The following is a 22,089-nucleotide window of genomic DNA, read 5'->3' as shown; positions in this document are numbered from 1 at the left end:
GTACTTCTCCTGTAATCGGTGTCTGGGGGGGAAGGGCAGTCGTGCCGGTGCTCAGAGCTGCTTCATCAGCACGAGCGACTTGCGCTGCCAGTTATAGAGTTTGCGACGGTCTTCCGGCAGGTCGTCGACGCTGACCTTGACGAAGCCGCGCTTGAGGAACCAGTGCTCGGTGCGCGTCGTGAGCACGAAGATGTGCGTGAGGCCGCGCGCGCGGGCGCGCTGCTCGATGCGCTTGAGCAGGCGTTCGCCGTCGCCCGAGCCCTGCGCTTCGGGCGCCACCGTCAGGCACGCCATTTCGCCGATCTTTTCCTGCTGGTACGGGTACAGCGCCGCGCAGCCGAACAGCACGCCATCGTGCTCGATCACCGAGAAGTGGTCGATGTCGCGTTCGATCTGGTGGCGGCCGCGCCGCACCAGCGTGCCGTCCGACTCGAGCGGCTCGATCAGCGACAGGATGCCGCCGACGTCGTCCGGCGTCGCTTCGCGCAGGCTTTCGAGGTTCTCGTACGAGATCATCGTGCCGACGCCGTCGTGCAGGAACAGTTCGAGCAGCATGCTGCCGTCGAGCGACTGCGGGATCAGGTGAGCGCGGGTCACGCCGCCGCGGCAGGCGCGGATCGAATGCTTCAGGAAGAACCCGTCGTCGCCCTGGATGTTGCCGGAATCGAGCAGCTCGGCGGCCGCGTCGAGCGACATTTCGCGCACCAGCTCGCCTTCGTCGTCGACGATGCCGGGCCCGTCGGTCAGGAAAATGATCTTGTCGGCGCGCAGCGCGATCGCGGCCGCCGACGCGACGTCTTCCATCGACAGGTTGAACGCCTCGCCGGTCGGCGAGAAACCGAGCGGCGACAGCAGCACGAGCTTGCGGCTCGCGAGCGAATGACGGATCGATTCGGCGTCGATCTTGCGCACGATGCCCGTGTGCGCGAAATCGACCCCGTCGAGAATCCCCACCGGCCGCGCGGTCACGAAGTTGCCCGACACGACGCTGATGTGCGCGTGCGCCATCGGCGAGTTCGGCAGACCCTGGCTGATCGCGGCCTCGATGTCGAGACGCACTTCGCCGGCCGCTTCCTTCGCGGATTCGAGCGCGCGCGCATCGGTGATGCGCAGGCCGTGCGAAAACTCGGATTCGACACCGTGCAGGCTCAGCTGCTCCTCGACCTGCGGGCGCGAGCCGTGCACCAGCACGATCTGGATGCCCATCGCCTGCAGGAGCGCGATGTCGGACACGAGCGCATTCAGCAGCCCCTGCTGCACCACCTCGCCGCCGAACCCCACGACGAACGTGCTGTTGCGGAACTTGTGGATATAGGGCGCGACGGAGCGCATCCAGTCGACGAACTGCGCGTGGCTGGCGGCCGAATCGTCGGCGGCCGGCGGCGTCGCGGCGCCGGTCTGGGCGGGAGGGAGGTCGGTTTGGGAATTCATGGGCGGGATTATAATGCGCCCCCATGTCGAATGTTTCTAAAAGTCCCGCGCCGACGCGGGCCAATACGCCGTCGGCGAAGCACCCGGACGGTGCGGCCGATGCGCGCGAGCAGCCGGGCCAGCCGCCGCGCCAGCAGCAGGAGAAGCCGGCGGGCACGCCGGCACACGCGCCGCGCAACGACGAACGGCGCGGCGACGCGCGGCAGTCGCCCGCGAAGGGTGCGCCGCAGCCGACGGGCGAGCGGGCCCCGCGCCGCGAGCGTGCGCCGCGCGCCGCCGTCCCGCCGAATCCCGTTCCGCCGATCACGTACCCGGAAAGCCTGCCCGTGTCGGGCAAGCGCGACGAGATCGCGCGTGCGATCGCCGGCCATCAGGTCGTCATCGTCTGCGGCGAAACCGGCTCGGGCAAGACCACGCAGTTGCCGAAGATCTGTCTCGATCTCGGCCGCGGCCTCGGCGCCGGCGGCACGGGCCTGATCGGCCATACGCAGCCGCGCCGGCTCGCCGCGTCGTCGACCGGCCGCCGGATCGCCGAGGAGCTCGGCACGCCGTTCGGCGAGGTGGTCGGCTACAAGGTGCGCTTTACCGACAATCTCGCGCCGGGCGCATCCGTCAAGCTGATGACGGACGGCATCCTGCTCGCCGAGACGCAGACCGATCCGCTGCTGAAGGCGTACGACACGTTGATCATCGACGAGGCGCACGAGCGCAGCCTGAACATCGACTTCCTGCTCGGCTATCTGAAGGAAATCCTGCCGAGGCGGCCGGACCTGAAGCTGATCGTCACGTCCGCGACGATCGACGCCGACCGCTTCGCGCGCCATTTCGGCACCGACGCGCGCCCGGCGCCCGTGATCGAGGTGAGCGGGCGGCTGTATCCGGTCGAGATGCGCTACCGTCCGGTGGCCGAGGATCGCCCGGCGGTGAAGAACGCCGAGGGCACGGGCGGCCGCGATCGCGTGAAGACCGCGCGCGAAGCCGAGCGCGACCTGATGGACGCGATCGTCGACGCGGTTGACGAGCTGTGCCGCGAAGGCCCCGGCGACGTGCTGGTGTTCCTGCCCGGCGAGCGCGAGATCCGCGAGGCGGCCGAGGCACTGCGCAAGCACCATCCGCCGCACACCGAGATCCTGCCGCTGTTCGCGCGACTCTCGGCGGCCGACCAGGACAAGGTGTTCAAGGCGTCGAACACGCGCCGGATCGTGCTCGCGACCAACGTGGCCGAAACCTCGCTGACGGTGCCGGGCATCCGCTACGTCGTCGACACCGGCCTCGCGCGCGTGAAGCGCTATTCGTACCGGAACAAGGTCGAGCAGTTGCAGGTCGAGTCGATCTCGCAGGCGGCCGCGAACCAGCGCGCGGGCCGCTGCGGCCGGGTGGCCGACGGTATCTGCATCCGTTTGTACGAGGAAACCGACTACCAGGCGCGGGCGCGTTTCACCGACCCGGAAATCCTGCGCTCGTCGCTCGCGTCGGTGATCCTGCGGATGAAGTCGCTGCACCTGACGGCGATCGAATCGTTCCCGTTCCTCGAACCGCCGCCGGGCCGCGCGATCGCGGACGGTTACCAGCTGCTCAACGAACTCGGCGCGGTCGACGACGACAACGCGCTGACGCCGCTCGGCCGCGAACTCGCGCGGCTGCCGCTCGACCCGCGCGTCGGCCGGATGATTCTCGCCGCGCGCGACCAGCAGTCGCTGCGCGAGGTGCTGATCATCGCCAGTGCGCTGTCCGTGCAGGACCCGCGCGATCGCCCGATCGAAGCGCAGGAGCAGGCCGACCAGGCGCACCGCCGGTTCGCCGACGAGCGCTCCGAATTCCTGCAGTGGCTGAAGATCTGGGCGTGGTTCGAGGAGGCCGTCGCGCACAAGAAGTCGAATCGCCAGCTCGTCGACGCGTGCCGGCAGAACTTCCTGTCGCATCTGCGGCTGCGCGAATGGCGCGACGTCCATTCGCAGTTGCTGACGGTCGTGCGCGAGCACGGCTGGCGGCTCAACGAAGTCGAGGCCACCTACGAGCAGATCCATCTGGCCCTGTTGACGGGGCTGCTGGGCAACCTCGGGATGAAGGCCGACGACGATCCGCATTACCTCGGCGCGCGCGGCATCAAGTTCTACCTGTGGCCGGGCTCCGCGCTCGCGAAGAAGGCCGGCCGCTGGGTGATGGCGGCCGAACTCGTCGAGACGAGCCGGCTGTACGCGCGCTGCCTCGCGAAGATCGAGCCCGAGTGGGTCGAGAAGATCGGCGCGCATCTGCTGAAGAAATCGCTGTCGGAACCGCACTGGGAAAAGCGTCCGGCGCAGGTCAGCGCGTTCGAGCGCGCGACGCTGTACGGGCTGCCGATCTACCACCGGCGGCGCGTCGCGTTCGGCAAGCAGGACCCGGCGCGCGCACGCGAGCTGTTCATCCGCGGCGCGCTGGTCGAAGGCGAGTTCGACACGAAGCTCGCGTTCTTCGCGCACAACCGCAAGCTGCTGGCCGACATCGAGCAGCTCGAGCACAAGTCGCGCCGGCAGGACGTACTGGTCGACGACGAGCTGATCTACGCGTACTACGACCAGGCGATTCCAGAAGGCATCCACACGGGCGCCGCGTTCGAGCGCTGGTATCGCGACGAGGTGAGGAAGGGCGGGCAGGCGGAGGACAAGCAGCGGCTGCTGTACCTGTCGCGCGACGACCTGATGCGCCACGAGGCGGCCGGCGTGACGACCGACCTGTTCCCGAAGCGCGCGACGATGGCCGGCGTCGAGATGGCGCTCACGTACCACTTCGAGCCCGGCACGCCGCGCGACGGCGTGACGCTCGCGGTGCCGCTCTTCGCGCTGAACCAGGTCGACGCGCGCCGCTGCGAATGGCTCGTGCCGGGGATGCTCAAGGAAAAGGTGCAACTGCTGCTGAAGTCGCTGCCGCAGAAGCTGCGCCGGCATTGCGTGCCGCTGCCCGAGTACGCGGCCGGCTTCGTCGAGCGGATGGGTCGCGAGCGCTTCGGGGCGGGCGGGCTCGTCGAGGCGCTGATCGCCGACGTGCGCGGCGAGACGCAGGTCGCGATGAAGACGGCCGACTTCAAGCTCGAGACGCTGCCCGCGCACCTGTTCATGAATTTCAAGGTGATCGACGAGCACGGCCGTCAGCTCGCGATGGGGCGCAATCTCGCGCAGCTTCGCCAGGAGCTGGGCGCGCAGGCGCAGCAGCAGTTCCAGAAGATCGCGGCGGCGTCGACGATCGCGACCGGCGGCGATGCCGAGGCCGGTCAGGCAGGCGGCCAGGCGGCGGCTGCCGCCACGGCCGGTGCCGCCGGCCGCGGCGCGAAGGCCGGCAAGGGCGCGGCGCCACAGACGGGCGCCCCGGCGGAAACCGGCGCGACGGCGCTGTACGAGAACCTGACGACGTGGAATTTCGGCAAGCTGCCCGAGCTGCTCGAAATCCGCCGGCGCGGCCAGACGCTGTACGGCTATCCGGCGCTCGTCGATCGCGGCACGCATTGCGACGTCGAGGTGTTCGATTCGCCGGAGGAGGCCGCGCGCATCCACCGGGCCGGCTTGCGGCGCCTTTTCGCGCTGCAGTTGAAGGAGCCGATCAAGTTCCTGGAAAAGAACCTGCCGGGCCTGCGCGAGATGGCGATGCAGTACATGTCGCTCGGCACGCAGGACGAGTTGCGCGACCAGCTGATCGACACGGCGCTCGACCGCGCGTGCCTGCAGGACCCGCTGCCCGACGACGACGCGAGCTTCCACGCGCGCCGCGACGAGGGCCGCAGCCGCCTGAACCTGCTCGCGCAGGAAATCGCGCGGCTCGTCGGGCAGATCCTGGCCGAATACGCGGGCCTCGTGAAGAAGCTCGCGCAGGCGAAGCCGTTCGCGCAGGCCCATGCGGACCTGCAGCAGCAATTGGCCGCGCTGGTCGGCAAGCGCTTCGTGATCGACACGCCTTACACGCAGCTTGCGCATTTCCCGCGCTATCTGAAGGGCATCGCGTTGCGGATCGACAAGCTGAAGGCCGACCCGGCGCGCGACGCGAAGCAGTCGGCCGAGCTGCTGCCGCTCGCCCAGCAGTACCAGCGCGCGGTGTCGCAGCGCGGCGGCGTCGCCGATGCGCGGCTCGCTGAATTCCGCTGGCTGCTCGAGGAATTGCGGATTTCGCTGTTCGCGCAGGAACTGCGCACGCCGATGCCGGTCTCTGTCAAGCGTCTGCACAAGGTCTGGGAGTCGATGCAGCGCTAGCGCCACATCGGTTTGCCGGCCCGCACCGGCGCCCGCCCGGGGCCTGCACCGCGGCGCCTGCCGCGGCGGCTCGTCCGGCAGGCAGGGCGTGCGTCGAAGTGGCGCAATACCGGCATGGGTCAACCGGAGGGGCCCGCCGAACGTTCTACAATGACTGCTGTTCCACGACGTGAGTCTTCATGCGCACTTTCCTTTCCTTCGGCCGCACGCTTGCGCTGGCCGCCGCCGTGCTGGCGCCCGCCGCACACGCGAATAACGTGATCGTCCTCAATTCGGCCGAAGCGACGCTTTCCCTGATCGACCAGCAGACCCGCGAAGTCGTTTCCACGATGCCGACCGGCAAGGAACCGCACCATTTGATGGCGACGCCCGACAATGGGTCGCTGATCGTCGCGAATTCGGTCTCGAACAGCCTGATGTTCCTCGATCCGAAGACGGGCAAGCTGCAGCGCACCGTCGAAGGGATCGACGATCCTTACCAGCTCGGCTTCTCGCCCGACCGCAAATGGTTCGCGGCGGCCGGCCTGCGGCTCGACCGCGTCGACATCTACGGCTACGACGGCCGCGACCTGCGCCTCGTGAAGCGCGTGCCGCTCGCGGTGATGCCGAGCCACCTCGCGTTCACGAAGGACAGCAAGACGCTGCTCGTGTCGCTGCAGGTGTCCGGCGAGATCGCGGCGATCGACCTGCCGACGCAGACGGTCAAGTGGAAGATGAAGGTCGGCAAGGTGCCGGCCGGCCTGTGGCTCACGCCGGACGACAAATTCCTGCTGGTCGGGATGACCGGCGCGGATTACGTCGCGGTCGTCGACTGGCGCAACCAGAAGGTCGTCAAGCAGATCTACACGGGCAAGGGCGCGCACAACTTCCGCTCGCTCGCCGACGGCACGCACGTCGCGGTCACGAACCGGGTCGCGAACACGATCAGCATCCTCGACGAGAACACGCTCACCAACGTCGGCGACATCACCGGCCTGCTGCCGGGCCCCGACGACATGGAGCTGTCCGCCGACAAGAAGACGCTGTGGGTGACGTTCCGCTTCGCGAAGAAGGTCGGGATCATCGATCTGGCCTCGCGCAAGCTGGTGCAGACGATCGCCGTCGGCCGCTCGCCGCACGGCATCTACTTCTACGACCGCGCGCCGTGGAAGGCGGCGAACGGCGCGTGACGGGCGGAGGCGAGCGATGCTGCACCTGATCGATGCGTTCGTGTCGGACATTCAGACCTGGCTGTACGTCGACGTCGTGCAGCCGCTCCTCTTCAAGTTCAACCTGATGGACTATGACGAGGACACCTACGACGCGCTGTACTGGGTGATCATCGGCGCGCTGCAGATGGTGCTGATGTTCGCGCTGCTGCGCCCGCTCGAGGCGCTGCTGCCGGTCGAACGCTGGAAGAACCGCCGCGCGGTGCGGGTCGACGTGATCTACACGGCGATCTCGAAGCTCGGCGTCTACACGCTGTTCTTCTTCTTCGCGCTGCAGCCGGTGTTCGACCGCTTCCAGGCGTGGCTGCACCTGCATGGCGTCGCGAACGTCAACCTCGACTATCTGTGGCCGGGCGTGACCTCGCAGCCGATCGTCGCATTCGCGATCTACCTCGTCGTGCTCGACTTCGCCGGCTACTGGTATCACCGCTGGCAGCACAAGTTCGGCCTCTGGTGGGAGCTGCACGCAGTCCATCACAGCCAGCGGCAGATGTCGCTGTGGTGCGACGACCGCAACCACCTGCTCGACGACGTGCTTCAGTCGTGCTTCTTCGCGGCGATCGCGCTCGTGATCGGCGTGACGCCGTCGCAGTTCGTCGTGCTGACCGCGGTCACCAACTTCCTGCAGAGCATCCAGCATACGAATGCGCGGCTGTCGTACGGCCGCATCGGCGAACGCCTGCTCGTCAGCCCGATCTTCCACCGCCGGCACCATGCGGTCGGCTACGGCCACGAAGGCACCAAGTACGGCTGCAACTTCGGCGTGCTGTTCCCGTGGTGGGACATGATGTTCGGCACCGCGTCGTGGAACCGCACGGTCGAGCCGACCGGCATCCGCGAGCAGGTCGAGGGCGTGTCCTATGGCGACGGCTTCTGGTCGCAGCACGGCCTGGCGTTCGTGCGGATCTTCCGGCGCCTGTTTCCCGCGAAGCGCGGCGCGGCGTCGGCCTGATCCCGATCCGTCCATTCTCCCGTTGAACGACGCTTCCACACGGCCCGCATGCGCTTTGGCGCATGCGGGCCGTGTGGTTTATCCTTTCCCCGTTTTTCTTCGTCAATCAAGACTCCATAGGCTCGCATGAACGACTTGCTGCGTTCCTTCGTCCGGGCGCTCGCCAGCGCGCTGCACCCGCGCATGCTGTGGCTCACCCTGATGCCGTTCGTCGTGTCGGCGCTGCTGTGGGGCGCCGTGCTGTGGTTCTCGTGGCAGACACTGCTGGACCTCGCGCGCGGCGCGCTCGACGGCTTCGTACTGACGGCCGCGCTGTATCGCGCGTTCGATGCGATCGGCATGTCGCAGCTGCATGCGGTCGTCGCGCCGTTCGTGGTCGTGTCGCTCGCCATTCCGCTGATCGTGCTGACCGTGCTGCTGCTGATCGCGACGATCTCGATGCCGGTCGTGATCAAGCACCTGTCGAATCGGCAGTTCGCGGCGCTCGAGGCGAAGCGGGGCGGCACCTTCTTCGGCAGCGTGTTCAATTCGCTCGGCGCCGCGCTCGTCGGCGTCGTGCTGCTCGTCGTCACGATCCCGCTGTGGCTGATTCCGCCGTTCTTCGCGCTGCTGCCGCCGGTGATCTGGGGCTGGCTCACGTACCGCGTGATGACCTACGATGCGCTCGCGCTGCACGCGAGCCGCGACGAGCGCCGCGCGCTCGTGCGCCGGCACCGCTGGCCGCTGATCGGCATCGGCGTCGCGACCGGGCTGCTCGGCACCGTGCCGACCTTCGTGTGGGTCTCGTCGGTCTGGATGATGGTGCTGTTCCCGTTCGTCGCGGCCGCCATGATCTGGGTTTACGCTTTCATCCTCGTCTTCTCGGCGCTGTGGTTCGGGCACTATTGCCTGCGCGCGCTGGAAGACCTGCGCGCGAGTACGCGCGCCACCGCAATCGACATGGGGCAGGCATGAGTATCGGCATCGTCATCATCGGCGACGAAATCCTTTCGGGTCGCCGGCAGGACAAGCATCTGGCGAAGGTCATCGAGTTGCTCGGCGCGCGGGGCCTCGCGCTCGACTGGGCCGAATACGTCGGCGACGATCCGGCGCGCATCACGGCGACGCTCGCGCGCGCGATCGCGTCGGGCGACATCGTGTTCTCGACGGGCGGGATCGGCGCGACGCCGGACGACCATACGCGCCAGTGCGCGGCCGCCGCGCTCGGCGTGCCGCTCGAGCTGCATCCTGAGGCGAAGGCGCTGATCGCGGAGCGGATCCGCGAGACGCACGCCGATCCGGCCACGCCGGTCGACTTCGAATCGCCGGAAAACCAGCACCGCTTCAACATGGGCGTGTTCCCGGCCGGCTCGACGATCATCCCGAACGGCTATAACCGGATTCCCGGCTTCTCGGTCGGCCATCTCCATTTCGTGCCGGGCTTCCCGGTGATGGCGTGGCCGATGATCGAATGGGTGCTCGATACGAAGTACGCGCATCTGCATCACGCGACGCCGCATGCGGAGCGTTCGCTGTACGTATTCGAGCTGCCGGAATCGACGCTCACGCCGCTGATGGAGAAGATCGAGCGCGATTTCCCGGGCGTGCGCGTGTTCAGCCTGCCGAGCGTCGGCGACGCGGAGCGCGGCGGCATCTACGCGCGCCGCCACATCGATCTCGGCGTGAAGGGCGAGCCCGAAGCGGTCGCGGCCGCGTTCGTGAAGCTGCGCGAAGGCGTGCACCTACTCGGCGGCGACGTCGTCGAGCCCGATACGCCGCGCGCCTGAGCGGCCTGCAACGCTGCCGCACTAAAAGCAACGGGCCGCGCAACGCGGCCCGTCATCGGCATGTCATCGCCCGGCTCGACGATGAGGCTGTCGCAACCGGCGGGCCCGGCGCGCCGTCAGGCGCCGATCCACGGCAGTTTGCGGAAGCACCAGCCGTCGACCGTCTTGCGGTGGCCTTCGGCGTCCTTCGCGCCCTCGAAGCCTTCGAGCAGGTCGAACGCCTTCGTGTAGCCCGCCTGCGCGGACGCGACCGCGGCGAGCTTCGAGCGTGCGGCGCTGCGGCACAGGAACAGGATGGGCGTATCGGCCGGGAGGGCCGCCTTCAGTTCGTTGACGAATTCGGCGTTCGGCACGCCGCCCGGGTAGCGCGTCCATTCGAGGTGCAGGTACTGGCCGTCGCCGACGAGCGGGCGGCCGATCCAGTCGAGCTCGGCGCGCGTGCGCACGTCGACGAGGCGCGCCGACGGGTCGAGCTGCAGCAGTTCGAATGCCTCGACCGGCAGCAGCGCGCCGGCGTAGTTGAGCGCGCCTTGTGCGCGGCGTTCGTCGGCCTTCGCGTAAAGCTGGTCGAGCGTACTCATGGCAGGGAGTCTCCGTATCGGTCAAACGATCATTCTAGCGCGGCGTCGCGGCACGGATATCCGCATGCAGCGAGGCGCGCGCGGTGTACCCGGGTTCACCAAAAGAGTGCAGAATGATGCGCATGCACCAAAATGAGACGGTGGACGCGAGGGATGGCGAAGATTGCACCATGGCGGTGCTTTCGGCGAGCGGCCGGTGCGCCGCCAGGCCCCGGAATCGCGCAGCGCAGCCCCGTCGTGGCGAGCCTCGGCGCGATTCGCGCCGCTCCTGCGTCAAGGTGGCACGGAAGCTGCTAAATAGAATTCGGTCGAATCGGGGCGCGCTGCGCTAAAGCAAGACCCCGGTCAGCTCGATAAACGAGGCGGTTCCCAGTCCGCCGGAATTGTTCAATCAGGAGAAGAGGTTATGAGTAAAACCGTCGCCGACGTCATGCAGCTCGTGAAGGACGAGGACGTCAAGTTTGTCGATTTCCGCTTCACGGATACGCGCGGCAAGGAACAGCACGTGTCGGTGCCGGTTTCGGCGTTTGACGAAGACAAGTTCGAGAGCGGTCATGCATTCGACGGTTCGTCGATCGCGGGCTGGAAGGGCATCGAGGCGTCGGACATGCTGCTCATGCCGGACCCGAGCGCTGCCTTCGTCGATCCGTTCTATGAAGAGTCGACCCTCGTGCTGACCTGCGACGTGGTCGAACCGGCCGACGGCAAGGGCTACGAGCGCGATCCGCGTTCGCTCGCGAAGCGCGGCGAAGCGTACCTGAAGAGCACGGGCATCGGCGACACGGCTTTCTTCGGTCCGGAACCGGAATTCTTCATTTTCGACTCGGTCCAGTGGAACACGGACATGTCGGGCTGCTTCGTGAAGATCAACTCGGAAGAAGCACCGTGGTCGGCCGGCAAGGAATTCGAAGGCGGCAACACGGGCCACCGTCCGGGCACGAAGGGCGGCTACTTCCCGGTCGCGCCGGTCGACACGTTCCAGGACATGCGTTCGGAAATGTGCCTGCTGCTCGAACAGCTCGGCATTCCGGTCGAAGTGCACCACCACGAAGTGGCGGGCCAGGGCCAGAACGAAATCGGCACGAAGTTCTCGACGCTCGTGCAGCGCGCCGACTGGACGCAATGGTCGAAGTACATCATCCATAACGTCGCGCACTCGTACGGCAAGACGGCGACTTTCATGCCGAAGCCGGTCGTCGGCGACAACGGTTCGGGCATGCACGTTCACCAGTCGATCTGGAAGGACGGCCAGAACCTGTTCGCGGGCAACGGCTACGCCGGCCTGTCGGAACTGGCGCTGTTCTACATCGGCGGCATCATCAAGCACGCCCGTGCACTGAACGCGATCACGAACCCGACGACGAACTCGTACAAGCGTCTGGTCCCGCACTTCGAGGCACCGGTCAAGCTCGCTTACTCGGCGCGCAACCGCTCGGCATCGATCCGCATTCCGCACGTGTCGAACCCGAAGGGCCGCCGTATCGAAACGCGCTTCCCGGATCCGATGGCGAACCCGTACCTGTGCTTCACGGCGCTGATGATGGCCGGCCTCGACGGGATCCAGAACAAGATCCATCCGGGCGAAGCAGCGGACAAGAACCTGTACGACCTGCCGCCGGAAGAAGATGCAAAGATCCCGACCGTGTGCGCGGGCCTCGACCAGGCACTCGAGGCGCTCGACAAGGATCGCGAGTTCCTGACGCGCGGCGGCGTGTTCACGGACAGCATGCTGGACGCGTATCTCGCGCTGAAGGAGCAGGAGCTGGCGAAGTTCCGCATGACGACGCACCCGATCGAGTTCGAGATGTACTACTCGCTCTAATCGGCGATGGCGCTTCGATTCAGCGCCGTCATGCCGGTTCGTTCCCGTCGCGCGGCGTGCGGCGGGAACGGCGGAGTCTGAAGGGGACGGCGTCCGGCCGTCCCTTTTTTGTTCCGACGATTTTCATTTTCTGGCCCGGTGAGGCGCGACAAGCACGCAGATGGTTCTGAAGAATCTGATCAAGGCGAAAACGGGGCAGCCCGAACGACTGACGGACGACGAGCGGCTTTCGCGCTCGGGTCTGCTGGCGGGGCTCGAGGCGCTGCCGACGGTCGTGATCGTGCTCGACCGCAAGACGCTGCGGATCGCGTTCGCGAACCCGTCCGCGGAAGCGATGCTCGACATCTCGCGGCGGCAGCTCGCGCAGCGGCCGTGGGGCGAGATTTTCCCGAACGCGAACGAGCTTGCGTCGACGATCACCGCGATCGGCGAGGAGCGCTTTCACGCGACGCACCTCGATACCGTGCTCGACCGGCCCGGCCGTGAACCGCTGCATGTGCACGCGATCGTCGGCTTCATCGAGACCGCGCCCGATTTCGTGCTCGTCGAGCTGTTCGAGAACGAACGGCAGTCGCGCACCGATCGGGAAGAGCGCATCCACGACCTGACCGCGGTCAACAAGCAACTGATCCGCAACCTCGCGCACGAGATCAAGAATCCGCTCGGCGGCATTCGCGGCGCGGCCCAGCTGCTCGAATTCGAACTGGGCGAGCGCGAGCGCGGCGAGTTGCGCGAATACACGCAGGTGATCATCAAGGAGTCCGACCGCCTGCAGACGCTCGTCGACCGGTTGCTGGAGCCGCACCGGCATCCGCATATCGTCGGCGACGTGAACATTCACGAAGTGTGCGAACGCGTACGCGCGGTGATGCTCGCGGAATTCCCGCGCGGGCTCACGATCGAGCGCGATTACGACGTGAGCGTGCCGGACCTGCGCGGCGACAAGGAGCAGTTGATCCAGGCGCTGCTGAACATCGTGCGCAATGCCGCGCAGGCGCTGCGCGAACGGATCGCGCAGGGCGACGCGAGGATCGAGCTGCGCACGCGCATCGCGCGCAAGGTGACGATCGCCAAGCGCCTGTACCGGCTGGCACTGGACTTGCACGTGATCGACAACGGGCCCGGCATTCCGGAAGAGATCCGCGACCGGATCTTCTACCCGCTCGTGTCCGGACGCGACGACGGCAGCGGCCTCGGCCTCACGCTCGCGCAGACGTTCGTGCAGCAACACGACGGGATGATCGAGGTCGAAAGCCGGCCCGGACGTACCGAATTTCAGATTCTGCTGCCGCTCGACCATTGAGCGGCGACAGTGCGATTCACCGGATTTCCCCATATCTGACCGACCTATGAAGCCGATCTGGATAGTAGACGACGACCAATCGATCCGCTGGGTGCTTGAAAAGGCACTCGCCCGGGACAGCTTCGCGACGAAGAGTTTCGCGAACGTGCGCGACGCGCTGGCCGCGCTCGACCACGAGACGCCGCAGGTACTCGTGTCCGACATCCGGATGCCGGGCGGCTCGGGCCTCGAGTTGCTGCAGGCGATGCACGAGCGGCTGCCGGGCCTGCCCGTCATCATCATGACGGCGTTCTCCGATCTCGACAGCGCCGTCGCGGCGTTCCAGGGCGGCGCGTTCGAATACCTCGCGAAGCCGTTCGACGTCGACAAGGCGGTCGAGCTGATCCGCCGCGCGGTGGAAGAAAGCCTGCGCGGCGGCGTGCCGCAGGACGAGCGCGTAACCGAGGCGCCCGAGATGCTCGGGCAGGCGCCCGCGATGCAGGACATGTTCCGTGCGATCGGCCGGCTGTCGCATTCGGCCGCGACCGTGCTGATCACCGGCGAGTCGGGCACCGGCAAGGAGCTCGTCGCACGGGCGCTGCACCGTCACAGCCCGCGCGCCAACGGGCCGTTCATCGCGCTGAACACGGCGGCGATTCCGAAGGATCTGCTCGAATCCGAGCTGTTCGGCCACGAGCGCGGCGCGTTCACCGGCGCGCAGACGACGCGGCAGGGCCGCTTCGAGCAGGCCGAGAACGGCACGCTGTTCCTCGACGAAATCGGCGACATGCCGTTCGACCTGCAGACGCGCCTGTTGCGCGTGCTGTCGGACGGGCAGTTCTATCGGGTCGGCGGCCACAACCCGCTGCGCGCGAACGTGCGCGTGATCGCCGCGACGCACCAGAATCTCGAGTCGCGCGTGCGGCAGGGGCTGTTCCGCGAGGACCTTTACCACCGGCTCAACGTGATCCGGCTGCGCCTGCCGCCGCTGCGCGAACGCAGCGAGGACATCGCGCTGCTCACGCGCCACTTCCTGCAGAAGAGCGCACGCGATCTCGGCGTCGAGCCGAAGCGCGTGTCGGACGACGCGCTCGCGTATCTCTCGTCGCTGCCGTTTCCCGGCAACGTGCGGCAGCTCGAGAATCTCGCGAACTGGTTGACCGTGATGGCGCCCGCGCAGACGGTCGAGATCAAGGACTTGCCGCCCGATCTCGTGCCGGCCGGGGCGCCGGTCGTCGCGTCGGGCGACGGCGCGGACGTACACGGCAGCGGCGGCCACGCGGCGGCGCCTGCCGCGATCGGTGCAACGCCGGTCGCCGCCGCGCCGGTCGCGAGTGCGGCGAACGGCAGCGCGCCGGCCGGCTACCCGCTGTGGGAACACGGGCTTCGCACCGAAGTCGCGCGGTTGTTGCGCGAGAACTCGGCCGACGTGATGGACGAGCTCGCGCGCCGCTTCGAGGCGGCCGTGATCCGCGAGGCGCTCGATTTCACGCGCGGCCGCAAGGTCGAGGCCGCGGAGCGGCTCGGCATCGGCCGCAACACGATCACGCGCAAGATCCAGGAACTCCATCTGGAGCCCTGAGCACGATTCGCGGCATGCGCGGGCCCGCGCATGCCGCGATCGGACATAATCGCGGTTTGCATGCAGCTTGCCATCGCGCCGATCCCCAATGTCCGATTCCTTCCGCTGGCCCGCCGGGGCCGACCCGTTCCGTTTCCTCGAAGCGCTCGACAGCAAGCGTGCCCGCACGTGGGTCGACGAGCAGAATGCGCGCACGCGCGCCGCACTGCGTGACGACGATGCCTATCGCGCGCTGAGCGCGCGTCTCGCGAAAGCGTATCTGCCGCGCGAACGCCCGGTGATTCCGACCCGCTGGCGCGACTGGGCGTACGACCTGTGGCAGGACGATCTCCATCCGAAGGGACTGTGGCGCCGCACGCGCTGGGCCGACTGGCGGGCCGGCCAGCCGGCATGGGAAACGCTGCTCGACGTCGACGCGCTCGGCGCCGAAGAGGGCGAGTCGTGGGTGTTCGAGCAGGAGGCGATCCTGTATCCGGACGGCGATCGCGTGCTGCTGTCGCTGTCGCCGGGCGGCGCCGACGCGGTCGTCGTGCGCGAATTCGATCTCGTCGAGCGCCGTTTCGTCGACGGCGGCTTCACGATCGACGAGCCGGGCCATCACACGGTCGGCTGGATCGATCGCGACACCGTCTACGTGAGCTGGGATCGCGGCGAAGCGCATGCGACCGCGGCCGGCTATCCGTATGAAGCGCGGCGCTGGGTGCGCGGCACGGCGCTTGCCGATGCGCCCGTCGTATTTCGCGGCGAACCCGACGACATCAGCGCGGGCGCGGGCTTCGATCCGATCGACAACCGCCACGTCGCGTGGCGCAGCGTCGATTTCTTCGACGCGCATGCGTACCGGCTGACGGAGGCGGGCGAATGGGCGCGCTACGACGTGCCGACGCATGTCGAGGTCGGGTTCTGGGAAGGCTGGCTCGTGCTGGAGCCGCGCCTCGACTGGGATTGCGACGGCGTGCGCCACGCGGGCGGCTCGCTGCTCGCGATCCGCGAGCAGGCGTTTCTCGCCGGCGCGCGCGAATTCACGACGCTGTTCGCGCCGCGGCCGACGACGTCCGCCTGTACGTGGACGCACACGCGCACGACGCTGATCGCGAGCTGGCTCGACGACGTGCACAACCGCACGATGCTGTGGCAACCGCGGCAGGCCGACGACGGTGCGTGGACGTGGGACGCGCGGCCGTTCGACTGGCCAGGTGATGCACAGATCGACATCGAGCCCGTCGAATCGACGCTGAACGACGAGGTGTACGTCGATGTCGACACGTATCTCGATCCGCCCGAATGCTGGCTGGCCGATCTTGCCGATCGCGCGGACGATGCGCACGCGCGCCGCGTGCTGCTCGACCGGCCGCCGGTGCAGTTCGACGCCGCCGGGCTCGTCGTACGCCGCGCGAGCGCGCGCTCGCGCGACGGCACGGTGGTGCCGTACACGCTGATCGGGCCGCGCGATGCGCTCGACGCCCCGGAAGGCGGGGCGCGCGTCGCGCGGCCGTGCCTGCTGTCCGGCTATGGCGGCTTTGCGATTCCGAATCTGCCGGGCTACAGCGATGCGTTCGGCATCGGCTGGCTCGAACGCGGCGGCGTGATGGCGTTCGCGCACATCCGCGGCGGCGGCGAATTCGGGCCGCGCTGGCACGTCGACGCGCAGCGCGAACACCGGCAGCGTTCGTTCGACGATTTCATCGCGGTTGCCGAGGATCTGGCCGCGACCGGCGTGACGACCGCCGCGCAACTTGGGATCGAGGGCGGCAGCAACGGCGGACTGCTGGTCGCCGCGTGCATGATGCAGCGGCCGGAGCTGTTCGGCGCGGTGCTGTGCCGTGTGCCGCTGCTCGACATGCAGCGCTATCCGAAGCTGCACGCAGGCGCCGCATGGCTCGACGAATACGGCGACCCGGACGATCCGCGCGAAGGCGCGGCGCTGGCCGCGTATTCGCCGTATCACCGGGTGCGCGATGGTGTCGTGTATCCGCCGTTGTTGCTGACGACGTCGACCCGTGACGACCGCGTGCATCCCGCGCATGCACGCAAGATGGCTGCGCGCATGCGGGCGCTCGGTCACGAACGGGTGTGGTACTGGGAGAACACGGACGGCGGCCACGGCAGCGCCGACGATCTGGAACGCGCCGAGTCCGACGCGGCCGAATTCGGCTTCCTGTGGACCCATCTCGGGCCGGCGCCCGCGCGGCGCTGATCGCGCGAGGGCGCTTGCGCGATCAGCCGACGATCGCGACGACGGGCGTGTGGTCGGACGGCTGTTCCCACGTGCGCGGCGCGCGATCGACCTCGCACGACGCGCAGGACGACGCGAGCGCCGGCGACAGCAGGATGTGGTCGATGCGCAGCCCCGCGTTGCGGCGGAACGCCATCATCCGGTAGTCCCACCACGTGAAGGTCTTCTCGGGCTGCTCGAAGCGGCGGAACGCATCGACGAAGCCGAGTTCGATCAACTGCGCGAAGTGCGCGCGCTCCTGCGGCGACACGAGGTTCTGGCCCTCCCATTTCGCGGGATCGTGCACGTCGCGGTCTTCCGGTGCGATGTTGTAGTCGCCGAGCAGCGCGAGCTTCGGGTGACGCTGCAACTCGGTGCGCAGCCACGCCTGCAGTGCGTCGAGCCACTGCATCTTGTAGACGAACTTGTCGGAGTCGAGCGCCTGGCCGTTCGGGAAGTAGGCGGACACGATGCGCACGCCGTCGACCGTCGCGGCGATCACGCGCTGCTGCGGATCGTCGAAGCCCGGGATGTTGCGCACGATGTCCGATTCGTCGACGGCGAGCGTGTCGCGCGCGAGGATCGCGACGCCGTTGTAGGTCTTCTGGCCCGTGAACCAGCTGCGGTAGCCGGCGGCCTCGAGATCGGCGCGCGGGAATTTCTCGTCCGGCAGCTTCAGTTCCTGCAGGCACAGTACGTCGACTCGGCTTTGCGCGAGCCAGTCGAGCACATGCTGTTTGCGGACATTGAGCGAGTTGACGTTCCAGGTGGCGATTTTCATGAACGGGAGGGTGTGTGCGGCGTGAATGCGAAGGCCGCCATCTTACCGCGAGCATGGGGTGCGAACGCACGCGTCATGCAGCGTCGCGCACGTGTCGCGCATCGACGCCTGGGCAGTGGAAGTAGAAATTGTGACAAAAGTGTTGACGTGAGTACTTCCTCACCCTATAATTTATTTCTCTGACGCGGGGTGGAGCAGTCTGGCAGCTCGTCGGGCTCATAACCCGAAGGTCACAGGTTCAAATCCTGTCCCCGCAACCAAGCACACCAGACGATGTGCAGCGCAATTGACCGATGCGCACTTCGTCGGCAAAAAACCCGGCTTCGTGCCGGGTTTTTCGTTTTCTGCGCGCCGTTCAGCGCGCCGCCCACTCGACTGCCGCCTTCGCATGCAGCGCGGTCGTGTCGAACACCGGCAGCGGCGAGTCGTCCGCGCCGATCAGCAGCGTGATTTCCGTGCAGCCGAGGATCACGGCCTGGGCGCCGCGCTTCGCCAGTCCTTCGATGATCGACACGTACGTCGTGCGCGACGCCGCGTCGACGACGCCGTGGCACAGCTCGTCGTAGATGATGCGGTGCACGTCGTCGCGCCCGCTTTCATCCGGCACGAGCACCTCCATCCCGAACTTCCCGCGCAGCCGCTCCGCATAGAACGGCAACTCCATCGTGTAGCGCGTGCCGAGCAGGGCGACACGCTCGACGCCCGCGTCGCGCAGCGCGCTGCCGGTCGGATCGGCGATGTGCAGGAACGGCAGCGTCACCGCGGCTTCGATCGCGTCGTGCACGCGATGCATCGTATTGGTCGTCAGCACGACGAGATCGGCGCCGGCCGCTTCGAGCTGCCGTGCGGCATCGGCCATCCGTTCGCCGAGCGCTGCCCAGTCGTGCGTGCGCTGGAGCGCTTCGATTTCGGCGAAGTCGACCGTGACCAGCACGCTCTTTGCATTGTGGTGGCCGCCGTGCAATGCCTTCGAGTGGCGGTTGATCAGCCGATAGTACTCGGCCGACGATTCCCAGCTCATCCCGCCGATCAATCCGATCGTCTTCATTCATCACCTTGGCGTTTCGTGTGTCGCGGCAGACGAGTATAGGCGCCGCTGCCTAGGCCCGGCCGGTACGATCCGCGCAAAGCGGGCCGGTACGGCGCTGGCCGCCTGCAAGCCGCGTCAATCGATGCAGTGCGGCGCGATCGCGCGGATTTCGCTTTCGCATGCCGGCGCTCCGGTCCGCAAGTGGACGACGAGATCGCATGTCGTCGACGGACGGGTCAACATCAGGCAGGTGACCTCGGGCTGCGTCACGCGCGTCGTATGCCAGGTGTGAGGGCGCATCACCATGCCTGCTCCCGGAGCAATGCGGAATGCACGTAGCGTTGCCATGTCCGGTGTGCCATCCGGGGTCGAACAGGCGACGACATGGATGACCGTACCTGTCAGCGGGACGATGGCCTGCTCGGTGAGACGGTGTGTCTCGAGCGAGTTGATGCTCATGTCGCCATTGCGGTATCGCACCCAGAGAATTTCCGCCTTGTCCGATGTGCCCGGGTCGAATAGATGTTCGCGCCAGAAATCGGATGCCTGGCTCAGGAACACGGGTACGTTGCTGTCGATGCTGGGTGGCTTGCCCAGCATCGTGCCGTAGGGTGCGCACGCCTCGGGAGCGAGTTGCTGAATTGAAATGCGCTGTGCCATGCCCATGAGCGTCGCTCCGGATCAGATGTTGGAGGGGGATGTGTTGTCGGTGTCGGGGAGAAGGGCAAATTGCGGGCCGTTCGCAAGCGCAAAGTCGAGCATGACGGCGAGCGCCAGTCGAGCGATCGATTCCGGCAGGAGGGTATCCGGATTGCGGCGGTACGCGGCGATCAACGGCAGTGCGGGCACGCGGTGCGTGACCTTGAGCATTTGCAGTCGACCGGCTGCCAGTTCCTTCATGACGAACGCACTTGGCAATACGGCGATGCCGAAGCCGTCGACCACCATGTGGATGATCGCCGCGACCGACGACATGCAGTTGATCTGGGCGGTGGGTTCGCCGACCGACTCGAAGAGATCGACCAGGAACGTGTGCGGCAGGGAGTGGCGTGCGAATCCGATGATCGGGAATGCAGCGAGTTCCGCTTCTGAAAGTGCCTCGTCCGAGATGCTGAGCGACGGACTCGCGATCCAGCACATGGGCAGACTGCCGAGCATGATGCTGGACGCTTCCGCACCCGTGGCCGGTGTGGTCTGCAGGGCCACGTCGATGTGGCCGCTGGCAAGCTGGGCAACCAGGTGAGATGAAGTGTCGCCGGTCAGCTCGATGGTGAGATTCGGGTATTCGTCGCGTACGCGCCTGAGCAATTCGGGCAGCCACGTATGAATGATCGATTCCACCGCACCGAGCCTCAGCAGTCCTGAAATCTTCGACCGGTCGCCGACGCTCTCGAGCATGTTCTGATTCAGCTTGAGGATCTGTTCCGCGAAGGGGAGCGCCTTCGTGCCCACCTGGGTCAGCGTGACCTCTCGTGGTCCCCGGTCGAACAGCCGCACGCCCATTTCCTGCTCGAGGGCGGAAATGCGGCTCGATATGGCGGCCTGGGTCGCATGCATGCGTTCGGCAGTCAGGCGGAAGTTGCGCAGGCGGGCCAGCCAGACAAAGGTCTCGAGAAAACGCATGTTCATGTCGCACGCCCAACGCTGTGGGATTGAGCGGCAGTTTAACGCGATGCGTTTGCCGTTGTGGCGAGAAAAATTGTTGGCTCGATCATGGAAAATCTTGTCGGGTGAGGGCGGCCCCAATTGCACGAATCAGACCGGATCGGCTGCAGTGTTCGACGATTTTCCGATGATGGCCGTGCGACACGATAGATTTTATTTGTGGGCGACGAATGCAATTTGTTGTTGGACGCGGAATTTCGGCGATTGAACACTGGGCTGCATGCGGTCGGATGAGCGGACATCATCGCGACTGCGCCGTTCGATCACTTCGATACCGGAGTTGCCCCGTGAAGCCCAATTTTCCTCGCCTGCCGCTCGTCGGCACCGCCGTTCTACTCGTCGCGGCAAGTGTGCAAGCCCGCGCGGACAATCAGACCGTGGTGCTCGTCGGCCATGCTGCGCCGCTCACCGGGCAACTGGCGAACATGGGCAAGGACAGCGAGAATGCCGCCCGCCTCGCGATCGACGAAATCAACAGCCGGCATCCGGTCGTCGGCGGCAAGCCGGTACGCTTCCAGCTCGATTCGCAGGATGACGCGGCCGACCCGCGCACGGGCACGCAGATTGCCCAAAAGCTGGTCGACGACGGCGTCGTCGCGGTCGTTGGCGATATCAACTCAGGCGTGTCGATCCCGGCTTCCCGCATCTACCGCGATGCGAATGTTACGCAGATATCGCAGGGGTCGACGAATCCGGTCTTTACGCAGCAGGGGTACAAGACGGCGTTCCGCCTGGTGGCAACCGACGCGATGCAGGGGCCGGCCCTTGCCCGGTACGCAATCGGCACGCTTCACGCGACGCGCATCGCGGTCATCGACGATTCGACCGCTTACGGACAAGGCCTCGCGAACGAGTTCGAGCAGGCGGCGAAAGCGTCGGGTGCCCGGATCGTCACGCGCGAGGCGACGAACGACAAGGCGATCGACTTTCGTGCAATTCTGACGAAGGTCAAGGGTCTTCAGCCTGACGTGATCATGTACGGTGGATCGGACGCGACCGCGGGGCCACTGGTGAAGCAGGCCGCGAATCTGGGCATCCGGGCGCGCGTGCTCGGCGGAGACGGCGCATGCACCGACAAGATGGTCGGTCTGGCGGGGGATGCGATCGACAATCTCGTGTGTTCGGAGGCAGGGCTTCCGCTCTCGAAGATGCCGAAAGGGCAGGATTTCAGCAACCGCTATGTTGCCCGCTATCGAACGCGGATCGATGCGTACGCGCCCTTCGCTTACGATGCGGTGTATGTCATTTACGACGCAATCCAGCGCGCCGGGTCGATCGATCGGGCGAAGGTGCTCGCGGCGATGCCTTCGACGCAGTACGACGGTGTGACGGGGACGATCTCGTTTGACGCGCACGGCGACCTGAAGCATGCCGCGATTTCGATCTATCAGTTCAAGGATCGCAAGAAGACCGTGGCAGACGTGGTGCGTATGTAAGCCGGCCGTCGCGATTGAGGGGGGCAGCGGCACCGCAACGCGTGACGCCTGCCGATCGGCAGGCGCGAGGGCAGGCCATTGCCCCGGAAGTGAACGCCGGTACGGGGCGCGGCCAATG

Annotated in this window: 16 protein-coding genes and 1 tRNA gene; 11 read left to right on the top strand and 6 right to left on the bottom strand. The window is 66.8% G+C overall.

The annotated features are described in order from the left end of the window. Positions 1-51: 51 nt before the first annotated feature. Positions 52-1,431: an amino-acid N-acetyltransferase gene (gene argA, locus CFB46_RS15340; protein ID WP_027784893.1), complete on the bottom strand. Its 1,380-nt coding sequence runs from the start codon at positions 1,429-1,431 to the stop codon at positions 52-54. A gap of 23 nt (positions 1,432-1,454) precedes the next feature. On the opposite strand from argA, the gene hrpA reads away from it, so the two are divergent. From hrpA to CFB46_RS15315, 5 genes are all read left to right on the top strand, one after another. Then, positions 1,455-5,651: an ATP-dependent RNA helicase HrpA gene (gene hrpA / locus CFB46_RS15335; protein WP_089500320.1), complete on the top strand. Its 4,197-nt coding sequence runs from the start codon at positions 1,455-1,457 to the stop codon at positions 5,649-5,651. Positions 5,652-5,830: 179 nt separating this feature from the next. Beyond that, a complete protein-coding gene (locus CFB46_RS15330; RefSeq protein ID WP_027784891.1) occupies positions 5,831-6,820 on the top strand; it encodes a YVTN family beta-propeller repeat protein in 990 nt (329 codons plus the stop codon). A gap of 16 nt (positions 6,821-6,836) precedes the next feature. Continuing rightward, entirely contained in the window at positions 6,837-7,811 is a 975-nt protein-coding gene (locus tag CFB46_RS15325) for a sterol desaturase family protein (protein ID WP_089500319.1), read from the top strand. A gap of 126 nt (positions 7,812-7,937) precedes the next feature. Next, positions 7,938-8,765 (top strand): EI24 domain-containing protein, encoded by an 828-nt coding sequence (locus CFB46_RS15320; RefSeq protein WP_089500318.1) that lies wholly within the window; start codon positions 7,938-7,940, stop codon positions 8,763-8,765. Then, entirely contained in the window at positions 8,762-9,577 is an 816-nt protein-coding gene (locus tag CFB46_RS15315) for a competence/damage-inducible protein A (RefSeq protein WP_089500317.1), read from the top strand. The genes CFB46_RS15320 and CFB46_RS15315 overlap by 4 nt, the downstream gene beginning before the upstream one ends. Positions 9,578-9,693: 116 nt before the next feature. Here CFB46_RS15315 and CFB46_RS15310 read toward each other — a convergent pair whose 3' ends face one another. Next, entirely contained in the window at positions 9,694-10,158 is a 465-nt protein-coding gene (locus tag CFB46_RS15310; protein ID WP_027784887.1) for a rhodanese-like domain-containing protein, read from the bottom strand. Positions 10,159-10,564: 406 nt separating this feature from the next. On the opposite strand from CFB46_RS15310, the gene glnA reads away from it, so the two are divergent. The 4 genes from glnA to CFB46_RS15290 all read left to right on the top strand — a co-directional run bounded on the left by glnA (position 10,565) and on the right by CFB46_RS15290 (position 17,041). After that, positions 10,565-11,980, top strand: a complete 1,416-nt coding sequence (gene glnA, locus CFB46_RS15305) for a type I glutamate--ammonia ligase (protein ID WP_027784886.1) — start codon at positions 10,565-10,567, stop codon at positions 11,978-11,980. Between the two features lie 160 nt (positions 11,981-12,140). Next, on the top strand, positions 12,141-13,283 hold the full coding sequence (gene glnL / locus CFB46_RS15300; protein ID WP_027784885.1) for a nitrogen regulation protein NR(II): 1,143 nt from the start codon (positions 12,141-12,143) through the stop codon (positions 13,281-13,283). 46 nt (positions 13,284-13,329) lie between these two features. Then, positions 13,330-14,844, top strand: coding sequence for a nitrogen regulation protein NR(I) (ntrC, locus tag CFB46_RS15295; protein WP_027784884.1), 1,515 nt, complete (start codon positions 13,330-13,332; stop codon positions 14,842-14,844). An 88-nt stretch (positions 14,845-14,932) separates the two neighbouring features. Beyond that, complete coding sequence (locus CFB46_RS15290; RefSeq protein WP_027784883.1) at positions 14,933-17,041, top strand: prolyl oligopeptidase family serine peptidase; 2,109 nt, start codon at positions 14,933-14,935, stop codon at positions 17,039-17,041. Between the two features lie 22 nt (positions 17,042-17,063). On the opposite strand, the gene xth is transcribed toward CFB46_RS15290, so the two are convergent. Next, positions 17,064-17,840: an exodeoxyribonuclease III gene (gene xth, locus CFB46_RS15285; RefSeq protein ID WP_027784882.1), complete on the bottom strand. Its 777-nt coding sequence runs from the start codon at positions 17,838-17,840 to the stop codon at positions 17,064-17,066. A gap of 183 nt (positions 17,841-18,023) precedes the next feature. Here xth and CFB46_RS15280 point away from each other — a divergent pair. Then, a tRNA-Met gene (locus CFB46_RS15280) sits at positions 18,024-18,100 on the top strand. Between the two features lie 95 nt (positions 18,101-18,195). Here CFB46_RS15280 and CFB46_RS15275 read toward each other — a convergent pair. From CFB46_RS15275 to CFB46_RS15265, 3 genes are all read right to left on the bottom strand, one after another. Next, positions 18,196-18,888: an aspartate/glutamate racemase family protein gene (locus CFB46_RS15275; RefSeq protein ID WP_027784881.1), complete on the bottom strand. Its 693-nt coding sequence runs from the start codon at positions 18,886-18,888 to the stop codon at positions 18,196-18,198. Positions 18,889-19,005: 117 nt separating this feature from the next. Beyond that, a complete protein-coding gene (locus tag CFB46_RS15270) occupies positions 19,006-19,536 on the bottom strand; it encodes an ureidoglycolate lyase (protein ID WP_027784880.1) in 531 nt (176 codons plus the stop codon). Between the two features lie 15 nt (positions 19,537-19,551). Beyond that, positions 19,552-20,499, bottom strand: coding sequence for a LysR family transcriptional regulator (locus tag CFB46_RS15265; RefSeq protein WP_027784879.1), 948 nt, complete (start codon positions 20,497-20,499; stop codon positions 19,552-19,554). Positions 20,500-20,705: 206 nt separating this feature from the next. Here CFB46_RS15265 and CFB46_RS15260 point away from each other — a divergent pair, with 206 nt between their 5' ends. Then, positions 20,706-21,971: a branched-chain amino acid ABC transporter substrate-binding protein gene (locus tag CFB46_RS15260; RefSeq protein ID WP_256980660.1), complete on the top strand. Its 1,266-nt coding sequence runs from the start codon at positions 20,706-20,708 to the stop codon at positions 21,969-21,971. Positions 21,972-22,089: the final 118 nt, after the last annotated feature.

Source organism: Burkholderia sp. HI2761, assembly GCF_002223355.1.
Classification (GTDB): domain Bacteria; phylum Pseudomonadota; class Gammaproteobacteria; order Burkholderiales; family Burkholderiaceae; genus Burkholderia.
Note: the sequence above shows the minus strand (reverse complement) of the source record. Positions and strands in the feature narration are given on the sequence as shown.